24 protein-coding genes and 3 pseudogenes are annotated in these 26,882 nt (G+C 60.0%); 13 read left to right on the forward strand and 14 right to left on the reverse strand.

Annotation, left to right across the window (positions count from 1 at the left end):
• Positions 1-34 precede the first annotated feature (34 nt).
• The gene (locus tag JH25_RS22820; protein ID WP_005786889.1) at positions 35-544 is read right to left on the reverse strand and encodes a DUF1993 domain-containing protein; all 510 of its coding nucleotides are present in this window, start codon (positions 542-544) and stop codon (positions 35-37) included.
• A gap of 116 nt (positions 545-660) precedes the next feature.
• On the opposite strand from JH25_RS22820, the gene JH25_RS22815 reads away from it, so the two are divergent.
• On the forward strand, positions 661-1,311 hold the full coding sequence (locus tag JH25_RS22815; protein ID WP_032876803.1) for a YceH family protein: 651 nt from the start codon (positions 661-663) through the stop codon (positions 1,309-1,311).
• 114 nt (positions 1,312-1,425) lie between these two features.
• Here the strand turns inward: JH25_RS22815 and JH25_RS22810 are convergent, their stop codons facing one another.
• Positions 1,426-2,244 carry a shikimate 5-dehydrogenase gene (locus tag JH25_RS22810; protein ID WP_032876805.1) on the reverse strand — a complete coding sequence of 273 codons (819 nt, stop codon included), beginning with the start codon at positions 2,242-2,244 and terminating at the stop codon, positions 1,426-1,428.
• Positions 2,245-2,400: 156 nt separating this feature from the next.
• On the opposite strand from JH25_RS22810, the gene JH25_RS22805 reads away from it, so the two are divergent.
• The 3 genes from JH25_RS22805 to JH25_RS22795 all read left to right on the forward strand — a co-directional run bounded on the left by JH25_RS22805 (position 2,401) and on the right by JH25_RS22795 (position 3,463).
• Positions 2,401-2,775 (forward strand): hypothetical protein, encoded by a 375-nt coding sequence (locus tag JH25_RS22805; RefSeq protein ID WP_078820851.1) that lies wholly within the window; start codon positions 2,401-2,403, stop codon positions 2,773-2,775.
• Between the two features lie 219 nt (positions 2,776-2,994).
• Positions 2,995-3,189 carry a hypothetical protein gene (locus JH25_RS22800; RefSeq protein ID WP_003190284.1) on the forward strand — a complete coding sequence of 65 codons (195 nt, stop codon included), beginning with the start codon at positions 2,995-2,997 and terminating at the stop codon, positions 3,187-3,189.
• A gap of 91 nt (positions 3,190-3,280) precedes the next feature.
• Positions 3,281-3,463, forward strand: a complete 183-nt coding sequence (locus JH25_RS22795) for a hypothetical protein (protein WP_032876808.1) — start codon at positions 3,281-3,283, stop codon at positions 3,461-3,463.
• A gap of 3 nt (positions 3,464-3,466) precedes the next feature.
• Here the strand turns inward: JH25_RS22795 and JH25_RS22790 are convergent, their stop codons facing one another.
• Positions 3,467-4,534: an AI-2E family transporter gene (locus JH25_RS22790; protein WP_005786879.1), complete on the reverse strand. Its 1,068-nt coding sequence runs from the start codon at positions 4,532-4,534 to the stop codon at positions 3,467-3,469.
• Positions 4,535-4,706: 172 nt separating this feature from the next.
• Between JH25_RS22790 and trhP the strand changes: the two genes are divergently transcribed.
• Positions 4,707-6,020 (forward strand): prephenate-dependent tRNA uridine(34) hydroxylase TrhP, encoded by a 1,314-nt coding sequence (trhP, locus tag JH25_RS22785; RefSeq protein ID WP_032876811.1) that lies wholly within the window; start codon positions 4,707-4,709, stop codon positions 6,018-6,020.
• Positions 6,021-6,024: 4 nt separating this feature from the next.
• On the opposite strand, the gene JH25_RS29305 is transcribed toward trhP, so the two are convergent.
• From JH25_RS29305 to JH25_RS22775, 3 genes and pseudogenes are all read right to left on the reverse strand, one after another.
• The gene (locus tag JH25_RS29305; protein WP_410457915.1) at positions 6,025-6,846 is read right to left on the reverse strand and encodes a methyl-accepting chemotaxis protein; all 822 of its coding nucleotides are present in this window, start codon (positions 6,844-6,846) and stop codon (positions 6,025-6,027) included.
• A gap of 36 nt (positions 6,847-6,882) precedes the next feature.
• Positions 6,883-7,704: pseudogene (locus tag JH25_RS29310) on the reverse strand (cache domain-containing protein); the annotation flags it as partial.
• 125 nt (positions 7,705-7,829) lie between these two features.
• Positions 7,830-9,149, reverse strand: a complete 1,320-nt coding sequence (locus tag JH25_RS22775) for a Na+/H+ antiporter family protein (protein ID WP_164366002.1) — start codon at positions 9,147-9,149, stop codon at positions 7,830-7,832.
• A 455-nt stretch (positions 9,150-9,604) separates the two neighbouring features.
• Between JH25_RS22775 and JH25_RS29315 the strand changes: the two are divergent.
• Both JH25_RS29315 and JH25_RS29320 read left to right on the forward strand, forming a co-directional pair.
• Positions 9,605-10,675 (forward strand): annotated as a pseudogene (locus tag JH25_RS29315) (HAMP domain-containing protein); the annotation flags it as partial.
• Positions 10,676-11,017: 342 nt separating this feature from the next.
• Positions 11,018-11,533: pseudogene (locus tag JH25_RS29320) on the forward strand (methyl-accepting chemotaxis protein); the annotation flags it as partial.
• 128 nt (positions 11,534-11,661) lie between these two features.
• Here JH25_RS29320 and JH25_RS22765 read toward each other — a convergent pair.
• From JH25_RS22765 to JH25_RS22750, 4 genes are read right to left on the reverse strand one after another with little or no spacing between them, the layout of a single operon-like run.
• A complete protein-coding gene (locus JH25_RS22765; RefSeq protein ID WP_032876820.1) occupies positions 11,662-12,975 on the reverse strand; it encodes a sensor histidine kinase in 1,314 nt (437 codons plus the stop codon).
• Complete coding sequence (locus JH25_RS22760) at positions 12,972-13,640, reverse strand: response regulator transcription factor (protein ID WP_005786867.1); 669 nt, start codon at positions 13,638-13,640, stop codon at positions 12,972-12,974. The genes JH25_RS22765 and JH25_RS22760 overlap by 4 nt, the downstream gene beginning before the upstream one ends.
• On the reverse strand, positions 13,640-13,951 hold the full coding sequence (locus JH25_RS22755; protein ID WP_005786865.1) for a PepSY domain-containing protein: 312 nt from the start codon (positions 13,949-13,951) through the stop codon (positions 13,640-13,642). Before JH25_RS22755 ends, JH25_RS22760 begins: the two co-directional genes overlap by 1 nt.
• Complete coding sequence (locus JH25_RS22750; protein WP_005786863.1) at positions 13,951-14,253, reverse strand: PepSY domain-containing protein; 303 nt, start codon at positions 14,251-14,253, stop codon at positions 13,951-13,953. Before JH25_RS22750 ends, JH25_RS22755 begins: the two co-directional genes overlap by 1 nt.
• A gap of 159 nt (positions 14,254-14,412) precedes the next feature.
• On the opposite strand from JH25_RS22750, the gene JH25_RS22745 reads away from it, so the two are divergent.
• From JH25_RS22745 to codA, 5 genes are all read left to right on the forward strand, one after another.
• Complete coding sequence (locus JH25_RS22745; RefSeq protein ID WP_032876824.1) at positions 14,413-15,492, forward strand: hypothetical protein; 1,080 nt, start codon at positions 14,413-14,415, stop codon at positions 15,490-15,492.
• Between the two features lie 96 nt (positions 15,493-15,588).
• Positions 15,589-15,945, forward strand: coding sequence for a 6-carboxytetrahydropterin synthase QueD (queD, locus tag JH25_RS22740; RefSeq protein ID WP_003190259.1), 357 nt, complete (start codon positions 15,589-15,591; stop codon positions 15,943-15,945).
• Positions 15,946-16,008: 63 nt separating this feature from the next.
• On the forward strand, positions 16,009-16,632 hold the full coding sequence (locus JH25_RS22735) for an NUDIX hydrolase (RefSeq protein ID WP_032876827.1): 624 nt from the start codon (positions 16,009-16,011) through the stop codon (positions 16,630-16,632).
• Positions 16,633-16,781: 149 nt separating this feature from the next.
• The gene (gene codB, locus JH25_RS22730) at positions 16,782-18,050 is read left to right on the forward strand and encodes a cytosine permease (RefSeq protein WP_032876829.1); all 1,269 of its coding nucleotides are present in this window, start codon (positions 16,782-16,784) and stop codon (positions 18,048-18,050) included.
• Between the two features lie 50 nt (positions 18,051-18,100).
• Positions 18,101-19,336, forward strand: coding sequence for a cytosine deaminase (gene codA, locus JH25_RS22725; RefSeq protein WP_032876831.1), 1,236 nt, complete (start codon positions 18,101-18,103; stop codon positions 19,334-19,336).
• Between the two features lie 8 nt (positions 19,337-19,344).
• On the opposite strand, the gene JH25_RS22720 is transcribed toward codA, so the two are convergent.
• From JH25_RS22720 to tssI, 4 genes are read right to left on the reverse strand one after another with little or no spacing between them, the layout of a single operon-like run.
• On the reverse strand, positions 19,345-21,495 hold the full coding sequence (locus tag JH25_RS22720; protein WP_032876833.1) for a lipase family protein: 2,151 nt from the start codon (positions 21,493-21,495) through the stop codon (positions 19,345-19,347).
• 14 nt (positions 21,496-21,509) lie between these two features.
• On the reverse strand, positions 21,510-22,271 hold the full coding sequence (locus JH25_RS22715) for a hypothetical protein (protein WP_050549312.1): 762 nt from the start codon (positions 22,269-22,271) through the stop codon (positions 21,510-21,512).
• A 4-nt stretch (positions 22,272-22,275) separates the two neighbouring features.
• Positions 22,276-23,112 (reverse strand): DUF4123 domain-containing protein, encoded by an 837-nt coding sequence (locus JH25_RS22710; RefSeq protein ID WP_032876835.1) that lies wholly within the window; start codon positions 23,110-23,112, stop codon positions 22,276-22,278.
• Complete coding sequence (gene tssI, locus JH25_RS22705) at positions 23,112-25,127, reverse strand: type VI secretion system tip protein TssI/VgrG (RefSeq protein ID WP_032876837.1); 2,016 nt, start codon at positions 25,125-25,127, stop codon at positions 23,112-23,114. Before tssI ends, JH25_RS22710 begins: the two co-directional genes overlap by 1 nt.
• Before the next feature lie 596 nt (positions 25,128-25,723).
• Between tssI and JH25_RS22700 the strand changes: the two genes are divergently transcribed.
• Complete coding sequence (locus JH25_RS22700) at positions 25,724-26,875, forward strand: MFS transporter (RefSeq protein ID WP_032876840.1); 1,152 nt, start codon at positions 25,724-25,726, stop codon at positions 26,873-26,875.
• Positions 26,876-26,882 lie beyond the last annotated feature (7 nt).

Consider the following 26,882-nt stretch of genomic DNA (forward strand, 5'->3'; position numbering starts at 1 on the left):
CGAACGACACCGGGCGTTTTTTATGCTTGCCGGTTTAGAACGCGCCCATGTAATCGCGCTTGCCCACTTCCACACCGTTATGACGCAGCAGAGCGTAAGCGGTGGTGACGTGGAAGAAGAACTGCGGCAGGCCGTAGGTCAGCAGGTAGGACTGGCCGCTGAAGCGCTTCTCTTTCGGGGTGCCTGGGCGGGTGACGATCTCGATACCTTCCTTGCCGTCGATCTGCTCGGGCTTGATGGTGTCGACAAACGCCAGGACCTTGGCAATCAGCGCTTGCAGGTCGGCGAAGGTGACTTCAGTGTCTTCGTACTTGGGCACTTCGATCTCGGCCAGGCGTGCCGACACGCCTTTGGCGAAGTCGACGGCGATCTGTACCTGGCGCACCAGTGGGAACATATCCGGGAACAGGCGCGCTTGCAGCAGGGCATTGGGCTCGATGTTCTTTGCAGTAGCGTGGGCTTCGGCTTTGTTCAGCACATCGCTCAATGCGTTGAGCATTTGCTTGAAGACTGGGATAGAAGCGGCGTACAGGGAAATAGTCATGTCAGTCTCACGATAATGGCAGGGTTGGAACCAGCGGCGATTATAGCCATGCCCGGCGCTTGTCTTTTATTTTTTGAGGATTACGCTGGTGACCTTCACTGCATAGGGAACGCGCGATGACCGCCGAACATGACACCGACACCCCTGAGCCGCGCCTGAACAGCACGGAAATCCGCATCCTCGGCTGCCTGATCGAAAAACAGGCGACCCACCCGGAAACCTACCCCCTGACGCTCAACGCTCTGGTGCTGGCCTGCAATCAGAAAACCAGCCGTGAGCCGGTGATGAACCTCAGCCAGGGCCAGGTCGGCCAAAGCCTGCGCGCGCTGGAGGGCCAAGGCTTTACCCGCCTGGTGATGGGTAGCCGTGCCGACCGCTGGGAACACCGTGTGGACAAGGCGTTGGAACTGGTGCCGGCCCAAGTGATCTTGACCGGGTTGCTGTTTCTGCGGGGGCCGCAGACGGTCAACGAGTTGCTGACCCGTAGCGGGCGTATGCATGACTTTGAAGATGCCGAGCAGGTCGTTCACCAGCTGGAACGCCTGATTGCCCGAGGGTTGGCGGTATTGGTGCCGCGCCAGGCGGGCCAGCGGGAAGATCGGTATACCCACGCGCTGGGGGATCCGGCGGATATTGAAGCGATCATGACCGCGCGAGGCAATCCAGTAGAGCGTAGCGCGGGGGCTGTTTCGGTGGAACGGATCGAAGAGCTGGAAGCGCGGATTGCCGCACTGGAAGAACGGCTGGCGCAGTTGGAACAGGCATAACGCAGATAAACATGTGGGAGCTGGCTTGCCTGCGATAGTGGTGCATCAGTTAAGAATCCATTGACTGACACACCTTATTCGCGAGCAAGCCCCACAGTGGATTTGTGTAAGTCTTTAGCTTCGGGCGAAGGCCACTGCCGCCTGGAACTGCTCCTGCGTTGGGCGCACGCCTGTATAAAGCACAAACTGCTCCAACGCCTGGATCGCGATCACTTCCAACCCGGTAATCACCCGCTTGCCCTTGGCACGCCCATGCACGATCAGGGGCGTTTCAGCCGGGATCGCCACCACATCAAAAACAGTTTCTGCCTGATCAATCGCGTCGGCATCGAACGCCAATGCATCCGCCTCGGCCCCGCCTGTCATACCAATGGGCGTCACATTGATCAGCATTTGTGGACGCAGGTCGCCCAGGTCCGCCTGCCACTCATACCCCAGGTTGCTGGCCAATGCCCGGCCCGCCACCTCATTGCGCGCTACGATCACACCGTTGGCATAACCGCCATCACGCAAGGCGCTGGCCACCGCCTTGGCCATGCCGCCGCTGCCACGCAGGGCGAAGGTGGAATCTTTCGGCACGGCGTGCTTCTTCAGCAGTTGCTCGACAGCAATGTAATCGGTGTTGTAAGCCTTGAGATGACCGTTGGTGTTGACGATGGTGTTCAGCGAGTCAATGGCTTGAACCGAATCGTCGAGTTCGTCCACCAGCGCGATGGCCGCCTCCTTGAACGGCATGGAAACCCCACAACCCCGCACGCCCAAGGCTCGGATGCCACCGATCGCGCCGGCTAAATCCTGGCTGCTGAAGGCTTTATAGTAGAAATTCAGCCCCAGCTGTTCATACAGATGGTTATGAAAACGCAGGCCAAAGTTCCCAGGGCGCGCCGACAGCGACATGCACAGCTGGGTGTCCTTGTTGGGATGCATCTGCATGGGTAACTCCTTTAAGTAAGCAAATCGGTACAGACCTTACACAACCTTTACCTACTGGCCGTGCTGTTTTTTTGAAATACGTTGTCTTAAAAGTATCCCCGCGACAATCCTTGGGTCTATTGATTGCAGACCACAAGCGCAGGGGCTAACCGAGGAATGACCATGATGCGTAAAATCCCCAGAATCGCCTTGCTTATCGGCGCACTTGCGATGGCCGGCCAAGCCTCCGCCCACGGTGGTGGTTGGGGTGGCCCGGCAGTGTTGGGTGCACTTGTGGGCGCGGCAGTCGTCGGCTCCGTGGTTGCCAGCCAGCCTCGTGAGGTCTATGTGCAACAGCCGGTGTATGTGCAACCGCAGCCAGTGTATGCCGCCCCACCGCCGGTCTATTACGCGCCGCCACCACCGGTGTACGTGCAGCAGCAGGTTTACTATCGCCCGGCGCCGGTCTACTACGGGCCTCCCCGTGGCTATTATGGCCCGCCTCGCGGCTACTACGGCCCTCCCCACGGCTACTACCGGCACGGTTGGTAAGTTTCAATTGACTTGAGTGGAACAGGCCTCGCCCACATGCGGGGCCTTTTTTTGCCTGGAACGTCCGGTTTAATCCTGCCAATGTCGCTATGACGACAATCCCACAGTACAAGAGTCGCATATCCTCTTGATCGGCCCAGGCGTGCGCTGTCATGGTTGCGTCATAAAACAGTCTCACTATCGACCCGGTCCACCAATAACAATTAAGGACGAACGAACATGCCCACCCAGAATCCGCACCGCACCGCCGGCCTCTGCACGTCCAGCAAGGTCTACAGCGCCTTGACCGAGCTCAAGCACCTTGAAGGCCATCGCAGCGCGAAGTTCCTGGCGCTGTTGGCTGAAAACCTGGTGCGCAAGGGGCTGCTCAGTGAACACGAAGTGGTGAACATGCTCGACCAGGTGGTGGATTAACGCCTGGCGTTGATGTCGACTATCGAGCCAGGTGATTTTTCCTGTATAGCGACACCCCTTAAGGTGACCTCCATAGCGATTGGAGGTCCTTATGCCCACTGTTCAAATCATGTCTGTCATCGGTAGCGCCGTTCCCACCCCTCTGCGCAAGCTCGGCTTGCTTGCCTGCTGGTACGTGGTACGTGATGGCGAGCCTATCAGCGGCCCGCTCACTTCGTTGTCTGACGCCGAAACACAACGCCGGCTGGCGACCGACTTCAGGCTCCAGGCCTGAGACCTAAGGCAAGGGCAACTTGACCCGCGGCTTGGTTTCGGCGAACAACGCCCAGCACGACATGAACAAGGCCGCCACCAGCGGCCCGATCACGAAGCCGTTGAGGCCAAACACCGACAAGCCGCCCAGGGTCGAGATCAGGATCAGGTAGTCCGGCATCTTGGTATCTTTGCCCACCAGGACCGGACGCAGCACGTTGTCCACCAGGCCAATCACGAATACGCCAAAAAGCCCCAGCACCACGCCCTGCCAGATGGCGCCGCTCAACAGGAAATAAACGGCCACTGGCGCCCAGACAATCCCTGCGCCCACCGCCGGCAGCAAGGACAGGAACGCCATCAGTACCGCCCAGAGCAACGCACTGGGGATATCCAGGAACCAGAAGATCAAACCACCCAGCGCACCCTGGGTCACGGCCACCAGTACGTTGCCCTTGACCGTGGCCCGCACCACCCGGTTGAACTTGAGTTGCAGGCGGCGCTTTTGCGGCTCGGCCAATGGCACCGCGGTGCGCACCTTGCGCACCAGCTCGGGGCCATCGCGCAGCAGGAAGAACAGCAGGTACAGCATGATGAAAAAGCTCACCAGGAAATCAAAGGTGCCCTGGCCGAAGCTGAACGCCTGGGAAGCGAAGAACTGACTGCCCTGCATCGCCCCCTTGACCACCTTTTCGCGCAGCCCTTCCAGGTTGCCCATGCCAAAGCGATCGAGCAGTTGCTGGAAGTACGGCGGCAGGAAGTTCTTGAATTGCTCGATATAACCGGCCACGTCGAGCTTGCCGCTTTCGACGTTTTTATACAGCGTGGCCCCCTCTTGAACCAGCAACGCACTGGTAATGATCACGGGCAGAATCGCGATCACCAGGCACACCATCAAAGTGGTCAGGGAGGTCAGGTTGCGGTTCCAACTGAAGCGCTGCTGCAGGCGGCGCTGCATCGGCGCGAAGATGATGCCGAGGATCACTGCCCAGAACACCGCGCCATAGAACGGCAGCAATATCCAGATAAAGGCGATGGTCACCAGCGCCAGCAATAGCAGCAGGGTTTTGAATTGCAGGTTGGTTTGATTCATGTCCGGTCCATATGAGAAAAGCCGGGCCGGTGTCAGCCCTGTTGCTTAGTCCGCGGCGAAACCTGGGAGTGCCCTTGTTTATCGAACAAGCATAGATCGGCTTGTTTAGACCTGGGTCAATAAACCGTGACCGCCCGTGCACTACCCTCGCGCCTTTTTGCGACCCACGCCCATGCCCCCGATGATTGCCCCCGAACTGCTCGCTCCCGCCGGCACCCTGAAAAACATGCGCTACGCCTTCGCCTACGGTGCCGATGCGGTTTACGCCGGCCAGCCACGCTACAGCCTGCGCGTGCGCAACAACGAATTCGACCACGCCAACCTCGCCCTCGGCATCCAGGAAGCCCATGCGCAAGGCAAGCGTTTCTATGTGGTGGTGAACATTGCGCCACACAACGCCAAGCTCAAGACCTTCCTCAAGGACCTGGCGCCGGTGATCGCCATGGGCCCGGATGCGCTGATCATGTCCGACCCTGGGCTAATCATGCTGGTGCGCCAGCATTTCGCGCAGATGCCGATTCATCTGTCGGTACAAGCCAACACGGTGAACTGGGCCAGCGTGCAATTCTGGCAGCAACAAGGCATTGGCCGGGTGATCCTGTCGCGGGAACTGTCCCTGGAAGAAATCGGCGAGATCCGCCAGCACGTACCGACCATGGAACTGGAGGTGTTCGTACATGGCGCCCTGTGCATGGCCTATTCCGGGCGCTGCCTGCTGTCGGGCTACATGAACAAGCGCGACGCCAACCAAGGCACCTGCACCAATGCCTGCCGCTGGAAATACCAGGCAACGCCGGCAGTGGAGAACGCGACCGGCGACATCGTCCAGCACCATCAGCCGACGCTGGGGGTCGGCACACCCACCGACCAGGTATTCCTGTTACAGGAAGCCAACCGTCCCGATGAGCAAATGCCGGCCTTTGAAGACGAACATGGCACGTACATCATGAACGCCAAAGACTTGCGCGCCGTGCAGCACGTGGAGCGCCTGGCGCAGATGGGCGTGCACTCATTGAAGATCGAGGGCCGCACCAAATCCCATTTCTATTGCGCACGCACCACCCAGGTGTATCGCCAGGCGATCGACGACGCGGTGGCCGGGCGCGCGTTTGATCGCGGCTTGATGACCAATCTGGAGTCCCTGGCCCAGCGCGGCTACACCGAAGGTTTCCTGCGTCGGCATGTGCACGACGAATACCAGAACTACCAGAACGGCAGCTCGGTGTCCGAGCGCCAGCAGTTTGTTGGGGAATTGACCGGCGAACGCCGCGGGGAGTTGGCCGAGGTCAAGGTGAAGAATCGCTTTGCCGCGGGCGATCACCTGGAATTGATGACGCCCGCCGGCAACTTTCACTTTGACTTGGCCACCTTGCACAACGCCAAGGGGCAAGCCATTGAGGTGGCGCCGGGGGATGGGCACACGGTGTATGTGCCCTTGCCGGTCGAGATGGACCTGCGTTTTGGCCTACTGATGCGCGATTTGTAGAACCTCAGATCCTGAATTGACCGACCAATTGCCCCAACCGCTGGCCCAGGTCCGCGAGGCTGCGCGAGGTCTGGGCGCCGAGCTGGGTTTCATCCGCTACGCTGTCCACCGCCACGGCAATCTGATGCACGCTGCGGTTGATCTCTTCGGCCACAGCAGTCTGCTCTTCGGCGGCGCTGGCGATCTGCGCGTTCATCGAGTTAATGGTACCGATCAGCTGGGCCATGGTATCGAGGGACGCCCCGGCTTCGTTGGCTTGGGCCGAGGTGCCTTCGCCCGCATCGCTGGAGCGGCGCATCGCGTCAACGGCGGCTTCGGTGCCCTTTTGCAGGCGATCGATCATGCCCTGGATTTCCTGGGTGCTGCTTTGCGTACGGCTGGCCAGGGCGCGCACTTCATCGGCGACCACGGCAAACCCACGGCCGGCCTCCCCGGCCCGCGCAGCCTCGATGGCCGCATTGAGCGCCAGCAGGTTGGTTTGTTCGGCAATCGAGCGAATCACACCGAGCACACTGACAATCGACGACACATCCTGCTGCAGGCTGTCCAGGGACACACCGCTGCTGCGGATATCGTTCACCAGCGCGTGAATCTGCGCGATGCTGCCGTCCACCACGCGTTTGGCGGCCTGGCCCTCGGCGTCGGTCTGTTGCGCGGCGACCGCAGCGCCCTGGGCACTGCGCGCCACTTCATGGGCCGCGGACGACATCTGGTTGATCGCGGTGGCCACCTGGTCGGTCTCGTGACGCTGGCGTTCCATGGCCTGCTCGGAGCGCTGGGCCTGGTCGGACACCTGGCTCACCAGCCCGGTGAGCTGGGCGGTCATTTCGGTGATCTGGCGCACCAGGCCGTGGATTTTAACGACAAATCGGTTGAACGCGCCGGCCAGGTCGCCCAGTTCATCCTGGCTGGTGATGGCCAGGCGGCGGGTCAGGTCGCCTTCACCGGCAGCGATGTCGTCGAGGTTGGCTTTCATCAGGCTCAGCGGGCGCAGGATGGTATTGGCGACTAACATGCCCACCGCCGCAATCACCAGCAACACCACCACAGCCACGCCAAGGATGCTCAGCAGCACGCCTTGCATACGCTGCTCGACCTTGTCCTGGACCACCGCCACCTGGGCCTCGATACCGTCCAGGTTCACAGAGGTGCCGATAACCATGTCCCATTTGGGCAGGTATTCGGTGTAGCCGAGCTTGGGTACCAGTTCGGTCTGGCCGGGTTGGGTCGAGCTGTATTGCAAGTAGTGGGTGCCGTCCTTGCCGACCTTGACCAGGTCGCGATTGACGTAGACACCGTTGGGGTCACGGTTGTCCTTGAAGCTTTTGCCTACGCCGTCCGGGCTGTTGCCCTTGAACAGGCGGATGGTTTCGGAGTCGTAGCCGAAGAAATAACCGTCTTTGCCGTAGCGGGTGTTGGACAGCAACTTGACCACCTGCGCCCGCGCCGTGCTCTCGCCGGGAGCAGCTGCGTCGTAGAGCGGCTTGATGGTGGTCATGGCCACTTCGACATAACCTTGCAAAGTGGCCTTGGCGTCGTCGAGCAGGCGCTGGCGGGTTTCATCCACTTCGTTGCGGGCCTGGCCCTGCAGAATCCACACGGTGGTGAGGCTGATGACCACGGCAAACAGCAACACCGGCACAACGGCAAGGGCCAGGACTTTGGCCTTCAAACTCAGACGCATGGCTTTTCTCTCTTGTTAGTGGCGACTTGAGAGGTTAACGGCCAAGTAAGTGATTTCTGTAGGAGCGAGCTTGTGTGGCGAGGGAGCTTGCTCACTCGCCACAGTGGAGGTGTGCAGTGCTTGCGTCAGAGCGTCATTGCAGCCAGCCAGCCAAACGCCAGCAACGGGATGTTGTAGTGCAGGAAAGTCGGCACCACGGTGTCCCAGATATGGTGGTGCTGACCGTCGATATTCAGGCCGGAGGTGGGGCCGAGGGTGGAGTCCGAGGCGGGCGAGCCGGCATCGCCCAATGCACCGGCGGTGCCGACGATGCACACGATGGCCAACGGGCTGAAGCCCAGTTGTACGCACAGCGGCACGAAAATCGCGGCAAGGATCGGCACCGTGGAAAACGACGAGCCGATGCCCATGGTGACCAACAGCCCCACCAACAACATCAGCAACGCCCCTACCCCGCGGCTATGGCCGATAAACGCCGCCGAGGCTTCCACCAGTGAGCGTACGTCACCGGTGGCCTTGAGCACTTCGGCAAAGCCTGACGAGGCGATCATGATGAAGCCGATCATCGCCATCATCTTCATGCCTTCGGTGAACAGGTCATCGGTGTCGCTCCAGCGCACGATGCCCGACACCGAGAAGATCAAAAACCCGGCCAGGGCGCCGATAATCATCGAGTCCAGCCACAGCTGAATGATGAACGCCGCGGCAATCGCCAGGCCTGCCACCAGCAGGGTCAGCGGGTTGTACTGCACCGCCACTTGCTCGACGCGCTCGATTTTTTCCAGGTCGTACACGCGCTTTTTGCGGTAGCTGACAAACACCGCCACCAGCAGGCCGACCACCATGCCCAGTGCCGGCAGGCCCATGGCATGGGTGACGTTGACCTGGCTGATATCCACGCCACTCTTGGCCACGTTGGCCAACAGGATCTGGTTGAGGAAGATATTGCCGAAGCCCACCGGCAGGAACATGTACGGCGTGATCAGGCCGAAGGTCATCACGCAGGCAATCAGGCGGCGGTCCAGTTGCAGCTTGGTCAGCACGTACAACAGCGGCGGTACCAGCAACGGAATGAACGCAATATGGATCGGCAGGATGTTCTGCGAGGCAATCGCCACCACCCACAACAGGCCGATCAACAGCCATTTGACGTGGCTGCCGCCGCTGGCTTCCTGGCGGTCCACCAGCAGCAAGGCTTTGTCTGCCAGCGCATGGGCCAGGCCGGACTTGGCAATGGCCACCGCGAAAGCGCCCAGCAGTGCGTAAGACAAGGCGACGGTTGCACCACCGCCCAGACCGCCGTTGAAGGCTTTGAGCGTGGCGTCGATCCCCAGGCCACCGGTCAAGCCGCCCACCAGGGCACCAACGATGATGGCGATGACCACATGCACGCGGGACAGGCTGAGCACCAGCATGGTGCCGACCGCGGCGATGACTGCGTTAATCATGGTTACCTCAAGCAAAAACATAAAAGACAGGCATGCCCGCGCACGGCCCATGGGAACAGCTGCCGGCGTGCAGGCTTGAAAGAGGTCTTATTAGAGGGCGCGCACTTTGCAGCAGGCAGGCGCTCATGTCAAAAAACGACGCCGCTTTGAGGTTTAAATGGGGCGTTTGAATAAAGAACCACGGGCGCCGGCCGATAAACTGTTTCCATGTGCTTTCAGGTAAGGATGTCCCGATGTCGCTCAGGCAGCTCTCCATTCAATGGAAAATCACCCTGCTGGCGGGCCTGTGCCTGCTTGGGATCGTGACCCTGCTGGTGGGTCTGTCGCTGTATCGCATGGCGCAGAGCTCGGAGCAGGTCAAGGCGTCCAGCATGAAGATGCTCGACGAAGCCGCCCAGGCGCGCATTGAGGCCCAAGGTGAAGTGCAGGCGCTGGGCATTCGCCAGCAGTTCATGGATGCCTACCAATACGGCCATGGGTTTTCCCGCCAGGTACTGTTTTTGCGCGAACAGGCGGAGAAACGCTTTCTCGATGCCTTCGACACCCGTGAAGACCTGACCCGCCAGGTCAAGGCCGCCTTACAGGCCAACCCCGACCTGCTGGGTTTGTCCCTGGTATTCGAAGCCAATGCGCTGGATGGCAAAGACGAGCTATTCGCCAACCAGGCGGAACTGGGCAGTAATGACAAAGGCCGGTTCGCCCTGTATTGGTCGCAACCAACGCCGGGCAAGATCACCTCAATGGCGCTGCCTGAAAGCGACATGACCGACACCTCCATTAGCCCAAGCGGTGAAAAAGCCAACGCCTGGTTCACCTGCCCGCGCACGACCCTCAAGCCGTGTGTGATCGAACCCTATTTCTATGTGATCGACGGCCAGAACGTGCTGATGACCAGCATCGTGTTCCCGCTGATGGTCAATGGCAAAGTCATTGCGTCACTGTCGGTGGACATCAACCTCAACAGCTTGCAGGCCGTGAGCCAACAGGCCAGCCAGAAGCTGTACGACGGCCAGACCCAAGTCAGCATCCTCAGCCCCACCGGCTTGCTGGCCGGCTACAGCCCGGATGCCAGCAAACTCAGCCAGCGCCTGGAGCAGGTCGACACCGCCAGCGGTGCGCAGTTGGTCAGTGCCTTGGCCAACAGCACCCAGACCCACAGCCTGCGCACCGACCAGCAACTCAAGGTGCTGGCGCCGTTTGCGCCGATCCCAGGGGGCAAGTCGTGGGGCGTATTGCTGGATGTACCGGGAAAAGTTCTGGTAGCCCCCGCCGAGGCGCTGAAAACCCAGCTGGACGCTGACAATGCCAAGGGCACCCTGCTGGAACTGGGCCTGGGCCTGCTGGCCGCTGTGGTTGGCTTGGTGCTGGTGTGGCTGATGGCGCGCAGTGTGACTCGGCCGATCCTTGGCGTGGCGCATATGCTCGAAGACATCGCCAGCGGCGAAGGCGACCTGACCCGGCGCCTGGCTTACAGCAAACAGGACGAACTGGGCCAATTGGCTGGCTGGTTCAACCGTTTCCTCGACAAGCTGCAACCGATCATTGCCGAGGTAAAGCGCTCGGTGCAGGACGCCCGCGGCACCGCCGACCAGTCCGCCGAGATTGCTACGCAGACCAGTGCCGGCATGGAACAGCAGTATCGCCAGGTGGATCAGGTGGCCACCGCGTCCCATGAAATGAGTGCCACTGCCCAGGACGTCGCCCGCAGTGCCGCTCAGGCGGCCCAAGCTGCGAAGGATGCCGACCAGGCGACGCGCGAAGGCTTGACCGTCATAGACCGCACCACCGCCAACATTGGTGACCTGGCCGCCGATATGAGCACCGCCATGACCCAGGTGGAAGGCTTGGCCGCTAACAGCGAGAAGATCGGCTCGGTGCTCGAAGTGATTCGTGGCATCGCCGAGCAGACCAACCTGTTGGCGCTCAACGCCGCTATCGAAGCCGCCCGTGCCGGCGAGGCCGGGCGAGGTTTTGCGGTGGTCGCCGACGAAGTGCGCAACCTGGCACGACGCACCCAGGAGTCGGTGGAAGAAACCCGCCTGGTGATCGAACAATTGCAAAACGGTACTACCGACGTGGTCAGCTCCATGGGCAACAGCTATCGCCAGGCCCAAGGCAGCGTCGAACAAGTCGGCCAGGCCGTCACGGCCTTGCGCCAGATTGGCGACGCCGTCACGGTGATCAGCGACATGAACCTGCAAATCGCCAGCGCCGCCGAAGAGCAAAGCGCGGTGGCCGAAGAGATCAACAACAACGTGGCGACCATTCGCGATGTAACCGAGTCGCTGTCGGAACAGGCCAATGAATCGGCGCGGGTCAGCCAGGCGTTGAACAGCCTGGCCAACCAGCAGCAGGGGTTGATGGATCAGTTTCGGGTCTGAATGCAGCCAGGCTTTTCTGTGGGAGCCGGGCTTGCCCGCGATGCAACACCTCGGTATTTCAGGCAAACCGAGTCGATGCTATCGCAGGCAAGCCAGCTCCCACATTTTTGAACTGGGGTGGGTCAGTGCTAGCGGCGTGGTAGCTCGATCAATACCTTGAGCCCACCCAGCTCACTTTCCTGCAACTGCAACACCCCGCCCCACACCTCAACGATGTCCCGCACGATCCCCAATCCCAGGCCATGGCCGACCCTCTGCTCATCCAGGCGTGCGCCGCGACTGAATACCTGGTCGCGCTGGGCCTGAGGAATGCCCGGACCGTCGTCCTCCACCGCTAACACGTAGCCCCGGGGCGTCTCGCTGACGCTCAAGCGCACCTCGGCATCCGCCCACTTGCAGGCGTTGTCCAACAGGTTGCCCAGCAGTTCCAACAGGTCTTCACGGTCCCAGGGCAAATGCAGACCCGGCGCGACATGATAGGCGAGGTCCAAGTGCTCACCATGGATCATGCGCAGGGTGGCCAACAAACCGGGTAGTTCTTTTTCACAGTCAAACAGTGCACCCGGCAGCGCATCGCCCGCCAGGCGGGCACGGTTAAGCTCGCGATTGAGGCGCTGCTGCACCTGTTCCAACTGCTCGCGCAACAACTGGCTCAACTGCGGATGATCCTTGAGCGCATCACTGGAGGCTGCGCTCAACAGCACCGCCATAGGGGTTTTCAGCGCATGGCCCAGGTTGCCGAGGGCATTGCGTGAGCGCTTGAGGCTGTCTTCAGTGTGGGCCAGCAAATGGTTGATTTGCGCTACCAGCGGTTCCAGTTCCTGCGGCACCTGAGTGTCGAGTTGGGAGCGCTGGCCTTGCTGCAGTTGGGCGATCTGGTTGCGCGCCGTCTCCAGCGGGCGCAAGGCGCGACGCACGGTGACCCGTTGCAGCACCAGCACCAGCAGCAGCGCCACCACCCCCACCACCAGGCCCACCTGACGCATCAGGCGAAAGCTTTCCCGCACGGGTGTGTAGTCCTGCGCCACGCTGATGGAAATCAACTTGCCAAAGCGCTTGTAGTCCGAGCGCAACACCAACAACTGTTGACCTTCCGGGCCCAATTGCAGGTTGCCCTTGAGCCCCGCCTCCGGGAGCCTGGGCAGCTCCTGATCCCACAGTGAACGGGAGCGCCAATGGACATCGGCAAAGTCGATACGAAAATAATGCCCGGAGAACGGCCGCTGATAAGCCGGCGACAGGCGCTGTTCATCCAACTGGACGCCGTTGGGCCCGCGCACCAGCGCCACCAGCAGGTTCTCGCTGTCGTTGCGCAAGCCCGCCTCCAGGTAGCGCTGCAAGCCTGCTTCGAACAGCAAGAGGCTGGTCTGCGCCAGTACCACGCCGACGATCACCATCACGCTGATCAACCCCAGGCTCAGGCGCCGCTGGATCGACTTCATGCCGGGGTGGCGCCAAACCGGTAGCCCTGGCCGCGCCGGGTTTCGATCACACTGCGCCCCAGTTTGCGGCGCAGATGGTTGACATGGACCTCCAGTACATTGGAGTCACGCTCGGTCTCGCCGTCATATAAATGCTCGGCCAGATGGCTTTTGGACAGAATCTGTTCGGGGTGCAGCATGAAATAGCGCAGCAAGCGAAACTCAGCGGCCGTCAGTTGGATCTCGGCGCCATCGCGCAGTACACACTGGCGACCTTCATCCAGATGCAGGCCGGCGGCTTGCAGCGTTGGCTGGTTGGCTTGGCCGTGGGAGCGGCGTAACAGCGCCTGGATGCGCAAGTACAGTTCTTCGGGGTGAAAGGGTTTGCTCAGGTAATCATCGGCTCCGGCCTTGAGCCCTTCGATACGCTCGGCCCAGGAATCGCGGGCGGTGAGGATCAGTACCGGGATGGCCAGCGCGGCGGCGCGCCATTGCGCCAGCACCTCAAGCCCGGGCAAGCCAGGCAGGCCAAGGTCGAGGATGATCAGGTCATACGGCTCGCTGCGCCCTTGATACACGGCGTCGCGGCCATCGGCCAGCCAGTCGACCGCATAGCCCTGGCGCTGCAGGCCGGCCAGCAGTTCGTCGGCCAGGGGCACGTTGTCTTCCACCAGAAGCAGGCGCATCAGTCTTCCTCATCTTTGATCAACACACCATTGGTCGCGTCCAGCTTGATCTCGCGTACCACGCCTTCGGTAGTCACCAATTCCACTTCATAGGCGTATTGCCCGTGTTTCTTTTCCAGCTCGGCCTCCAGCAGCCGCGAGCCGGGATAACGCGCCATGGCTTGGTGCAGCAGCTGTTCCAGCGGCAGAATCACGCCCTGCTGGCGCAGGGCCAGGGCTTCATCCTGGTTGAGGTCGCGGGCCGCCAGGCTGGAGCAAAAAATCATGAGCACCAGCGCCACTCGACTGCCGACGCGTAAATTTACCTTCATTACGTATCCTGATGATTCTTGAGAACCTGCCCGGTGAGCGCGTTCAATTCAACGTCCCATTCAATGCCGTCGGCATCTTGCAGCTCCACTTCGTAGACGTACTTGCCGTATTCCTCATCCAGGTCGGTGTCCAGTAGCGTCGAACCGGGGTGAAGGGCCAGGGCCGTGGCTTCCAATTGATCGAAAGCGACAATAGTAACAGTGGCGGGCACGATCAGTGGCTTGTCAGGGTCCGCCGCGGCGGCCTGGGTCGCCGTAACGATGATGATAGCGGCGGCGCCCAGAACAGTGAGGCGCTTCATGATAAGTCTCCGTTACATGATGTTTTCCTACGCCGGTCACGGTACCTGTCGCAACTTAACTGAAACTGAATTGCCACCATGGCAATTTCCAAGCGGACCGTTTTCCCCACTGCCAGCGAGATTTTCTATAATGCTCCGCTTGCCTCAACAGAGACCGGTATGACTGCCATCCATATCAAGTTCCCTGCCTTGACCCTCAAGGCAGGCAAACGTGCGTTCAGCCACATTCGCGAACAGGGACTTGCGCCTGCCGACGTGGGTATCCTCCCCGGTGCGGCCGGTGGCCCCAAGGCCCTGGGTATCCAAGGGCTGGACTTGGCGCTGTTCGGTGACTGGTTGCCGCGCGCACCAAGGGAACGCGCGCTGATCGGCGCCTCCATTGGTTCGTGGCGGTTTGCCAGCGCCTGCCTGCCCGACCCGGTGCAAGGCTTGCTGGACCTGGGCCGCTTGTATAACGAGCAGCGCTTTGCCAAGGGCGTGACCATGGCCGAAGTCAGTCAGAGCTGCCAACGGATGCTCGATGACCTGCTGGCCGGCCGTGATGCGCGGGTGCTGGACAACCCCGACTACCGGCTGAACATCATGGTGGTCAAGAGCCACGGGCTGCTTGCCGATGACCACCGTGGGCGGCTGGGGCTGGGCTTGTCGTCGGTAATTGCCGATAACCTGCGGGGCCGCGCCCGGCTGTCGCGGCATTTCGAGCGGCTGATCATCCACGACCCGCGCCAGGCGCCGCCGGTACATCCGCTCAAGGACTTTGCCTCGCGCTTCATCGACCTGGAACTGGGCAACCTGCGCCAGGCGCTACTGGCATCCGGCTCAATCCCCATGGTCATGCAAGGCGTGCGCGACCTGCCCGGCGCCGGGGCCGGCACCTACCGCGACGGCGGCCTGCTGGACTACCACCTCGACCTGCCCTATCACGGCGATGACATCGTGCTGTACCCGCACTTCACCGACCGAGTCATCCCCGGCTGGTTTGATAAGGGCCTGCCGTGGCGACGCAGCAACCCGCAAGGCTTGCAGGATGTATTGTTGCTGGCGCCATCCAGGGACTATCTGGCCCGCCTGCCCCACGGCAAACTGCCAGACCGCAGTGACTTCAAGCGCTTTATGGGCGACGACCTGAGCCGCAACAAATATTGGCAAACCGCGATGAGCGAGAGCCGGCGGCTGGGGGATGAGTTCCTGGCATTGGCAGATAACGGTAAATTGGGCGAACACTTGCAAGCCCTTTGACCCCATGGGGCCTGCTGGCGAGGGGCGGTATGCGCAAGGGTTGATCAAACTGTTAAACTCGCCGCCTGCCAGACACCTGACCGAGCTGAAAACACTGTGGAAATCTTCAAGGAATTTACATTCGAATCCGCCCACCGCCTGCCCCACGTACCGGAAGGCCATAAATGCGGGCGCCTGCATGGGCATTCGTTCAAGGTGGCCATCCACCTGAGCGGCGACCTGGATCCCCATACCGGCTGGATTCGCGACTTCTCGGAGATCAAGGCGATTTTCAAGCCGCTCTATGAGCGCCTCGACCACAACTACCTCAATGACATCCCCGGCCTGGAAAACCCCACCAGCGAAGTGCTGGCCAAGTGGATCTGGAATGAATTGAAACCTCTGCTGCCGGAGCTCAGTGCAATCCGCATCCATGAGACTTGCACCAGCGGCTGCATCTATCGCGGCGAGTAAGCGGTAGCGTGTCGAAAACCACCTGCGGGTGGTTTTTTTTGGAAATGCCTACAGGAGAACGTGATGGAAAACACCTGGCTGGCCCACGCCAAGCGCTTGCAGGCACTGGCTTCCACGGGGCTGCATTTCTGCACCGACGATTTCGAGCGCGAACGTCTGGAAGAAATTGCCCTGATCGCCCACACCATGCTGGCGCAATTGGGCAACGTGCCGCTGGAGCGTATCAACGGCCTGGTCTCGGATTTTGCCCAGAGATATTCGACGCCGATGATCGATGTACGCGGTGCAGTGATCGAAGGTGAGCGGATTTTGCTGGTACGGGAGTCGACGGATGGCTGCTGGGCATTACCTGGTGGTTATGCCGACATCGGTTTGTCGGCGGCCGAGAACATTGTCAAGGAAATCCGCGAAGAAGCCGGGCTGACGGTCACCGCAAGGGCGTTATACAGCGTGACGCACAAAGCCAAGGGCTTGTACCGGCCGGATGTGAGGGATTTCTACAAGTTGTACTTCCTGTGTGACCGGGTAGACCAACTCGCGCCCATGGCAGGTTTTGAAACCACCGAAGTCGGTTTTTTCACACTGGATGATCTGCCGCCCCTGTCTCGCGGGCGCACGATTGAAAGTGATCTTGAGGCGGCCTTTGCGTTTCATCGGGGTGAGACCACGCAGACGCTGTTCGACTGAGCCAGTTTGGCTCACCGCTGCACTGCTTCTGCACCGGATTGGGCTGGGGTAACTTGAAGGGGCTTGCTTGCGCTAGCTGATATCTACCCGCCTCTGCGTTGGCACGCACGATGCAAACGAGCTGCGTCACTACTCAGGGAGCAGCCCCCATGACGCAGCAACCACCTGGCAACGATTACCCCCTCAGCGAAGTCCCCCTGCATGCGCGCAAAGGCCTTGCGTCCACGGCCATGGTGTTGCTGGGTTTTACCTTTTTTACCGCAACCATGTTTGCCGGCGGCAAGCTGGGGGTGGCGTTCAGTTTCATCGACATGCTCGGCGTCGTGGCCCTGGGTAACCTGTTGTTGGGTATCTATGCCGCAGGCCTGGGTTACATCGCGTTCAAGAGCGGCCTGAATTCGGTGTTGATGGGGCGTTTCTGTTTTGGCGAAGTGGGCAGCAAGCTCAGCGACTTGATCCTCGGTTTTACCCAGATCGGCTGGTATGCCTGGGGCACTGCCACGGCGGCCGTAGTATTGGGCAAATATTTCCAACTGAGCTCAGGCAGTGTGCTGGGGCTGATGATGGTGTTTGGCTTATTGTTCTGCGCCACCGCCTATGTGGGGTATCGCGGGCTGGAAATCCTGTCCTGGATCGCAGTGCCTGCAATGGGGTTATTGTTGATCCTGTCGATGTGGGTCGCCACGGTGAAGGTCGGCGGGCTACCGGGGCTGCTGGCGGTGGTGCCGACCGCAGAGTTGGACTTGTCCACGGCGATTACCCTGGTGTTCGGCACCTTCGTCAGCGGTGCGACCCAGGCCACCAACTGGACGCGGTTTTCGCGCTCGGCCAAGGTCGCGGTGCTGGCCAGCCTGATCGGCTTTTTTATCGGCAATGGCCTGATGGTGCTGATCGGCGCCTATGGCGCCATCGTCTATCAGCAACCGGATGTGGTAGAGGTTTTACTGTTGCAAGGTTTCGCCATGGCCGCGATGGCGATGTTGCTGCTCAATATCTGGAGCACCCAGGACAACACCATCTACAACTTCGCCGTCGCCGGTTGCAACCTGCTGCGCACCCAGCGCCGCAAAACGGTGACCCTGGCCGGTGCAGTAATCGGCACCCTGCTCGCCTTGCTTGGCATGTACGACCTGCTGGTGCCCTACCTGATCCTGCTGGGCACCGTGATCCCGCCCATTGGCGGGGTGATCATGGCGGACTTCTTCTATCGTTATGGGGGCCAATACCCGCGCCTGGCGGATGCTCGCCTGCCGGCATTCAACTGGCCGGGCCTGGTAGCGTATGGGGTGGGTACCGTACTGGCGTTCAATTCGCCATGGGTCGCGCCGCTGGTGGGAATTATTGCCGCATCGCTGACCTACGTGTTGCTCAGCGCCATACTACGCATCATGACCGCCGGGGCATCGATATCGCCTTGAGGATCCGGCGGCTGCCTGCCTGATTGTTTTTAGCCAAGAGGAACTTGACCATGCACATCATCAATGCCCGCCTGCGCAACCGTGAAGGCTTGCATGATCTGCACCTGGAACACGGCCGGATCGCCAGTATTACTGCGCAAACCAGCGTTCCCACGCTCGCGGCCGGCGATCTGGACGCCGCCGGCAACCTGGTGATACCGCCTTTCGTCGAACCCCACATCCACCTTGATGCCACGCTCACTGCCGGCGAACCGCGCTGGAACATGAGCGGTACGCTGTTCGAGGGGATCGAGTGCTGGGGGGAACGCAAGGCCACCATTACCCAGGAAGACACCAAGGCCCGGGCCAAAAAAACCATCCAGGCCCTCGCCGCCCACGGTATCCAGCATGTGCGCACGCATGTCGACGTCACCGACCCGGACCTCACCGCGCTCAAAGCCATGCTGCAAGTGCGTGAAGAAAGCACGCACCTGATCGACCTGCAAATTGTTGCGTTCCCCCAGGAGGGCATCGAGTCGTTCCGCAATGGCCGCGAGTTGATGGAGGAAGCCATTCGCCTGGGCGCCGACGTAATCGGCGGCATCCCCCACTTCGAATACACCCGCGATCAAGGGGTCAGTTCGGTGAAGTTCCTCATGGACCTGGCCGAACGCACCGGTTGCCTGGTGGACGTGCATTGTGACGAAACCGATGACCCTCACTCACGCTTTCTCGAAGTACTTGCCGAAGAAGCCCGCAGCCGCGACATGGGCACCCGCGTCACCGCCAGCCACACCACGGCCATGGGCTCCTACGACAACGCGTACTGCGCCAAACTGTTTCGCCTGCTGGGGCATTCCGGCATCAGCTTTGTGTCTTGCCCCACCGAAAGCATCCACCTGCAAGGCCGCTTCGACAGCTTCCCGAAACGCCGCGGCGTCACCCGTGTCAACGAGTTGCTCGAAGCCGGCATGAACGTGTGTTTCGGCCAGGACTCCATCGTCGACCCCTGGTACCCGTTGGGTAATGGCAACATCCTGCGCGTGCTGGAAGCCGGCCTGCACATCTGCCATATGCTCGGCTACCGCAACCTGCAAAGCGCGCTGGACCTGGTCACCGACAACAGTGCCAAGGCCATGGCCCTGGGTGACCGCTACGGTCTGGAAGCCGGCCGCCCTGCCAACCTGCTGATCCTGTCGGCCGACAGCGACTACGAAGTCATTCGTAGCCAGGGCCTGCCGCTGTACTCGATCCGCAATGGCAAGGTGCTGATGAAGCGGCAACCGGCACAGGTGGAGTTTATGTAACCCGGTGGCTAGACGATGGAGTCGATATCCAGTGTTTGCGCCCTTGCCAGATCATCGTGGGAAGGCGGTGGGATGCTGGCAAATTGAGCAGGCTCGCGATTCTCACGGTGGCTGAACCAGCGTTTGAGGCTGGCGTGTAGGTGCGTAGCCTCCGCATGACTGCCGTAGACATCGCGGGCTTGAAGGCGACGCCAGCGCAGGCTGGCCAGACGCTCACGGCTGGTGTGCAAACGGTCGATCTCGGCGTTCAAGGCATCGTTGGTTTCATGGCTGCGATCATTGGCAGGGCGTAGACGGGCGAGGTCACGCCGTTTGGCCCGCAGTTGCGCGCGCATGTCCTCAAGAGCCTGGTCGAGCAGCTCAAACTCCCTTGGAGTCACCAAGGGGCCTTGGCTATCCAGGGTTTGTTGCCAGCGCCGCAATGTAGCCCAGGCCGCAGGGATGTAGCTGGTGGTCATGAAGTGTTGACCGGCCTGAAAAAGCTGCCTCAATAGATTGTCGCGGTCGGGCATGTCGCCCTGCAGTTGCAATGCGCGATTACAACCCGCCTCTTCGATGGACTCACAGCCCGGCTTCCATAACACCGAAGAATGGGTGCCATCCGGGAGCGTGATCGGCATGAAGTGATGTTGTTCACCATGATGTTGATAGGGGTTGCCCCCCATGCGCACCAACCCGGCGGCGAACAACAGGCCACCGGGTACAGGAGCACTGAATAAGGTGATGGCACCGGGTATCCAGAGTTTGGCGGTGGTGTTCATCCACGGGGCGGGGACACTAGGCACGGGGTCGTTGTGATTGACGATGCGGTGGTGGACCAGTGATGAAGCGCCGGCAGTGAATTCGGAGTCAGCGGCACGGGGCGCCCCATAGGTGTAAAGGAGGATGTTGTAGTGGGCGTCCGGCGTTCGGCGCAGTCCTTCGGCCAACAGCAATGCAATGGCGCCGCCGAGGCTGTGGCCGCAAATTACAATGCGTTGGCCGGTGTGAAACTGATCAAGGTATCGCAATACGAAATCACGCATAGCCCGGTAGGCTTGATAAAATCCGTCATGCACTTTTCCAACGCCTTCGGCAAACGCTACCTGATGGGCGTCTGCGTCACGTAGCACATCGGCACGGCTGACGGTTCCTCGCACAGCGATCAGGATTACCTCATCGTGGTGAGTGATGAAAGCCTGGGTGTCGGTGCCGAATTTTTCGTCATCGAAAAAGTGCAAGCGCGCAGGGTGCTCCTGTTCTTCCTTCAGTTCCGGTCGGTTTTGGGGATACAACTCAGGATCGAATGGCAGGATTTCGAAACGGCTGGAATAAGGGACCTCTTCATAGAGCGGATAAAAACGCTGCACTTGCTTCGGGTCAATTCGCCAGGCTTCGTGATACAACGAAAGCTGTTCAGCGAATAAATTTCCAACGCTTGGATCCAGCGGAAACCGGACTTCATGCAAAGGCCTTTCTGAGGGTTCCTGCCCAAAATCGCAATAACTCAACGCGGCAAACAATGCGAGCTGGTACAGGTTCAGGGCACTGAATCTGTCTTCAATACATAGCATTGGGCGCAACGCCCGTAGTGGTCGTACTTCGAGGACAGTGTGGTTGTTGGGGAACAGTACGATACCTGACAACATTGGCTCGGGTGGGCCGAATCCAAGGTCGGCCATCATTTTCAGTACATGACGTTTGGGACTATGGGCACGAGGCGTTATCGCAGGTAAGTGGGCAACATGGCGTACTAGATCCCTGACTTCGACTTGGTAGAATTGGTTGGCTTGTTGTTGTGCAGGATTAGCCTCAACGCGACGCCCATCGGCCATAGCAAATCCAGTCTGCTCAGCACGAACTTGAAGCTCGGTAACTGGAAGCTGATAGGTCGGTCGCATCATTAACCGACGATATGGCTGCCCTGCTCCTGAATACAGGTCATCAAAAACAAGGATGACGGGGCCGCTATTAATATTTTCCAGCTTGGCAAAGCCTTCTCCATTCAATCTACCCTTGTACTGCTGTCCTACACTGTCGCGGACGGTATATGGCAGGCCGCCATACGTCGCGCCAACCCCGAGCTCATCGACCAGGCAAAAGCTGACCCAGTGCCCTCGCAATGAACAAGCTGGCGCACTGTCGCTGAAAAAGGATCGCGTCCTTGCGTCCAAATACATGGCTTAACTCCTTATCACTCACACGTTGGATAAATATTGCAGATGCGGCCATCCGGCATTTTTATTGGCTTGAAATCGGTGTTATTGCCATTGCAGTAAGCATCCAGATCGGCAAAATCTATACCCTTGCAGCGTTTCCACCCTCCTGGAACAGCGACCCAGTTATCGCCAAAAGCGGGGCGTTCCTCATCAGTCATCTTTAGCATCACCCTGAGGGTTCTCCCCCGCAGTTGATCGCGCTGTGCAGTTCCACCAACGCGTGTTGTCTGCAACTGTCCTAGCGAATTAACCGAACGGCACTGGAGGATTTTCCTGATTGCATGAAAGGGACCTACTGTCCGAAACAACCATTGACACTGACCTGATAGCTCCTTCACTCCTTTCTCCTGCATCCCAGGTATATCCAGATGATCGCTAATAGAGATATAGGCATCATCCCCCCCCACATCTGTATCCCGCGCGCCCCACTTCGCATAAAAACCAAACTCCACACTGCGCAGTACCAACGGGCAACCCTCTACCGTTTCAGCCAGCGGCAGTTCATAGCTAATCCTGCTCGCTACCGGTTTGTATTCCGTGAAAAAGACTTTTCGCTCTGGTCTCTTACCTCGACGCCTGGGTAAAACGCAGCGTTCACCCGTCGCAGGTCGGTAATTGGCAGCAGTTTTAAGTTCAAACTGGGCCGGCAAATCCACCTCCAATGTAAAACTATCCACCACCCGCCCCGCGCACCCCGGAATCCCCGCGCCCCCAAGAACAAGCAACACCACTGCCATCCACCTACTCACCGTTTCCCACCTCCCTGTGCCACTGCTCCACGACCCGTTCAAAATGCACTTCAGGTGTTTCCCCAGCCCGAGGCGGCCAATGAATAACGCTGCTTCGGATCGTCTCTTCCAACCGGCGCACCACCAGGAACGCCAACTGCTCGGGGCTGCGCCATTGCCAGGTCCGCGCCTGTTCCAGTATTTGGCTGAGCCAGACCTTGGGGTCCTGGAATTCGACCAATGCCGCCAGGTCCTCACTGTGCTCCGCGAGCAGATAACGCAGGATATTGGCGTGCAGGATGGCTTCGGCCTGTGGGTTTGGCGTATCCAGCCAGGGCGCTGGATCCGGTGCCGAATAATCGCCCGGAGCAGGGTTTTCGCTTTGGTGCCAGCGCCCTTCATGCCAATAGCACACGCTGACCAGCGGCCCGAGATAGACCGGCCAGTGCTCCTTTGATAGATGGAGCAAGGCGCGGGCCAGGGTGCGGTTGTCGTGAATACGATAGAGCGCCCGCTGCCCCGTCGGCCCCACCAGCAGCCTGTCGCGCCAATGTCGCGTTGCACCCGCCAAGTCGGCAGCGGATAGGCTAAAGAGCCATCCCCAGTTCGACTCGGGATGTTGCAGCAGGTCGATCAGTGCAGGCTCATTCATTTGTTCCAGCAATAGGATCAGCGGGCCAGAACTCGCCAACTGCGCCGCATCGGTCTCGCTGTAGAGCTTGCAATAACGCGACAGGTCGCGCCCTGCCAGCAGCGGTTGGCTAGCCTCATGACTCCCCTCAAGCATCAGGCATAGGTGGTAGCCTTGTTGCTGTTGTCGGGCCATCCATCGAGTGACCAGGCTGTCCATCAAGCTGCCCTCCCCGCAATATCGCACTGACCTTCGCGGCAGCATTCGCACAGGGGGCAAAAGTCCGCACCCAGTTTTTTAGCCAAATCCATGATGACGCCTTGCGCTGCAGAAACTTGCGCGCGGGCAACTGGCGGGGGCGTTACCGAGCGCGTTGCGGACGGTGAACCGCCCAGGATGATGGGCCGGCTGCTGAAAATACCTCCGGCCTGAATCAGCAGGTGCTCTCCGCCAGCCTTCAGGCTCAGTTGCGCACCCGCCTCAATCACCAGGTTGGCACCAGCCTTGAGATGAACCTGTTGCCCGGCTTCGATCACCAGGGTCTGAGCAACACGGGTCAGGCTATCGCCCTGTACGTCGAGGTGGTCATGCGCCTCGAGCACGACCTTGCGAGCACCGAGAATATGGCGACGCTCCTCACTCTCCAATCGAACCGTACTGGTTCCCCGAATGACTTCATGCCGTTCCCCTGCCACTTCCAGGCGGCTGTCATGCCCCACCCGTTGTTCCAGGTCACGCTGGGCGCGCAGGTAGATGAGCTCTTCGCCACTGCGGTCTTCCAGATGCAGCTCATTGCCACCGCTACCGCCTGGGGAGCTGCGGCTGCGCAGTACCGTGCGTGTCTTGTGCTGTGGCAAGGGGTAAGCCGGCAAGTGCGACGCATTGGGCAGGCAGCCGTTGACCAAAGGTTGGTCCGGGTCGCCTTCCAGGAAGCTCACCAGCACTTCCATGCCTACCCGGGGAATGACCAGCGCGCCAAATCCGTCACCGGCCCAGCCCGACGCCACCCGCAGCCAACAGCTGCTCGTATCGTCGTTTTTGTCCAGGCGATCCCAATGAAAGCGCACCTTCACCCGGCCATAGGCATCGCAATGCACGTCCTCTCCAACGGGCCCGGTTACCGTTGCGGTCTGGCTGCTACTGATCGTCGGCTTGGGGTGCTTGAGGGCCGGGCGATGCACTGCGCGCCAGGGGGTTGCAGTGAATCGGTTGCGATAGCCCTGAAACCCGCCGGCCTCGAATGCCGACTCTTCCAACACCTGCGGCTGGTAGCCCTCATGACGCACCGACGTCAGCAACCATAAGTCATTGCACGCTGGATCCGGGTGACCGCACAGTTCAAGAAAGTGACCACTGCTTAACGCGGGTTGATCGCTTTTGCCCAACACCCGATGGCGATCACGCTGATGGCGCTCCAGGCCACGCCGCGCCAGTTGCGCCCCCCGGGCACGGCCGGTGAAACCACCGGGGCATTCATAGTCTTCCCATGGTTCTGCCGTTTTGGCACCGGCCTGTTCTTGCAGGCAAAACGAAGGATGCTCAAAGTCATAGTCTCGACGCACGGTTCGCTGACTGCGTGCCTGCAAACGCCGGTCGAAGCGCTGGACCACCCGGGTCTCGAGCGCCGGATCACCCGACGAGCAATAACGCTGCACCGCCAGCCGTCGAAATACCGTCTGGTCGTCACCGAATACCAGCAGATGGTTATCCACGCTGTGGCGAAAATGGTAGTGAATACCCTCCTCTTCACACAGCCGCTGGATAAAGTGCAGGTCGGATTCCCTGTACTGCACGCAAAACACTCGCGGTGGATACACCACCGGTCCAAGCTCGAAGGCATAGGCGTCGGCAAGGATCCCGTGGTGTTCAAGGACCGTTGCAATGATCTGCGGCACGCTGCGTTGCTGGAATATCCGCTGGTCGCGACGATGGGCAAGGCAGGCCAGGCGCGGGGCGAGGGTCAGGTGATAACGGGTGAGCCGCACGCCAGGGTCACCTCGACCGATGGCGTAGACCTGCCCATGCAGCCCCTGCTCCGCTTCGCCAAAGTCCAGATAGGCGGGTTGATGAAGCAGCGCCTCCAAATCGAAGGAAGGGTCTTCGCTGACCAGTTGCACATGTATGAAGTAAGGCTGATCGAGGGCTTCAGTGCCTTTGAATGCCACTACCTGAAAGTCTGTAGTTATGCCTGAAAGAACTAATTTGAAACGTGACGAAACAAACGCGTTAACCATCCTTTGTTACCCGCCATCAACTTTTCAACCGAACGACTCTCCCTCGCCAATACCGGATGGATTGCGAAAAAAAGCACCTGAACAGACTAAAGCTTAGCGATTTCCCGCGCTTTTCGGCGCTTACCCAATAAAAAAGAAGTTTCGTACACCGAGGATGGAAGTGTCGCTTATAAAGCAAGACATACAGCCAATAAGACATCTAAGAACAACAAGAAAATTCTTACGCGATTTTATATCTGAATAACCAAGTTCCGAAGAAACAGCTGACATCTGCCCACCAACGTTATCGGACAGGGGAAGCGTATTACAGAACCTCCAACCTGTGGGAGGTGGTCTGGAAGGTGGTAATCCGTCGCAAGAAACCTGGGGTTCAGCCACCCTCACGAGGATTACACACCTTCCAGACCACCGCCTACAGGCTCGATCACTCCTGTGTGGTTATCAGCCACCAAAGCGTTCCGGCTTTGTAAAAATAATTTTCTCGATCCGTATTTTTGATTCCGAACGCGAAGGGAACCCGGCTCGCTCCAGAGGGCCTGATGTGCAAGGATGTGACACTGAACATCGCTCGATGAACGCAAAACCAAGGACTTTTCATGACTGCCATCCCCACCCCTGCGCCCGTAATTCCCGGGCGGCTGGAGCAGATGTCGACGCGCATCGCTTTCTTTATCGCCGGCTTCGGTATCGCCGCCTGGGCGCCCTTGGTGCCGTATGCCAAAGCGCGCGCAGATCTGAATGAAGGCACGCTTGGCCTGCTGCTGTTGTGCCTGGGAGTTGGCTCGATCATCGCGATGCCGGCAGCAGGCGCCTTGGCATCGCGCTACGGCTGCCGTCGCGTACTGACCGCAGGGACGCTCATGATCTGCCTGGCCCTGCCGATGCTGGCCACTGTCAGTTCGATCCCGTTGTTGATCGCAGGGTTGTTCCTGTTCGGCGCGGGCCTGGGCACCGTGGATTCCACCGTCAATCTGCAAGCGGTGATTGTCGAGCGCGCCAGTGGTAAAACCATGATGTCGGGCTTCCATGGTTTATTCAGCCTGGGGGGCATCGTCGGCGCAGCGGGGGTTGCCGGGTTGCTGGGCCTGGGCCTGTCGCCACTGCAGGCGACGCTGGTAGTGGTGGCTATCATGGTTGTGGCGCTGCTCAAGGCCGCACCGCACCTCCTGCCTTATGGCAGTGAAAGCTCCGGCCCGGCTTTTGCGGTGCCACATGGTGTGGTGTTGTTTATCGGTTGCCTGTGTTTCATCGTGTTCCTGGCCGAAGGTGCCGTGCTGGATTGGAGTGCTGTATTCCTCAGTGCCGAGCGCGGCCTGGATGAAGCTTACGCCGGCCTTGGCTACGCGGCATTTGCCTTGACCATGACCGCTGGGCGTTTGACCGGTGATGCCATTGTCCGACGCCTGGGGGCAACGCGAGTAATCGTGATCGGGGGCACCTTGGCGTGTGTCGGCCTGCTCATCGCGACGCTATTACCAGCCTGGGAAACTGCATTGCTTGGATACGCATTGGTGGGTGCCGGGTGTTCGAATATCGTGCCGGTGCTGTACACCGCCGTCGGCAAACAAAAGGTCATGCCGGAGCATATTGCGGTGCCGGCCATCACCACGCTCGGTTATGCCGGCATTCTCGCCGGCCCTGCGGTAATCGGCTTTATCGCCCATGGCAGCAGCCTGAGTACCGCCTTTGTATTGATTGCGGTGTTGCTGGCGGCCGTGGCCATCAGCGGCAAAATCCTCAAGGTATAGGCCCGGC

This window comes from Pseudomonas sp. BRG-100 (assembly GCF_000737955.1).
GTDB classification, from domain to species: domain Bacteria; phylum Pseudomonadota; class Gammaproteobacteria; order Pseudomonadales; family Pseudomonadaceae; genus Aquipseudomonas; species Aquipseudomonas synxantha_A.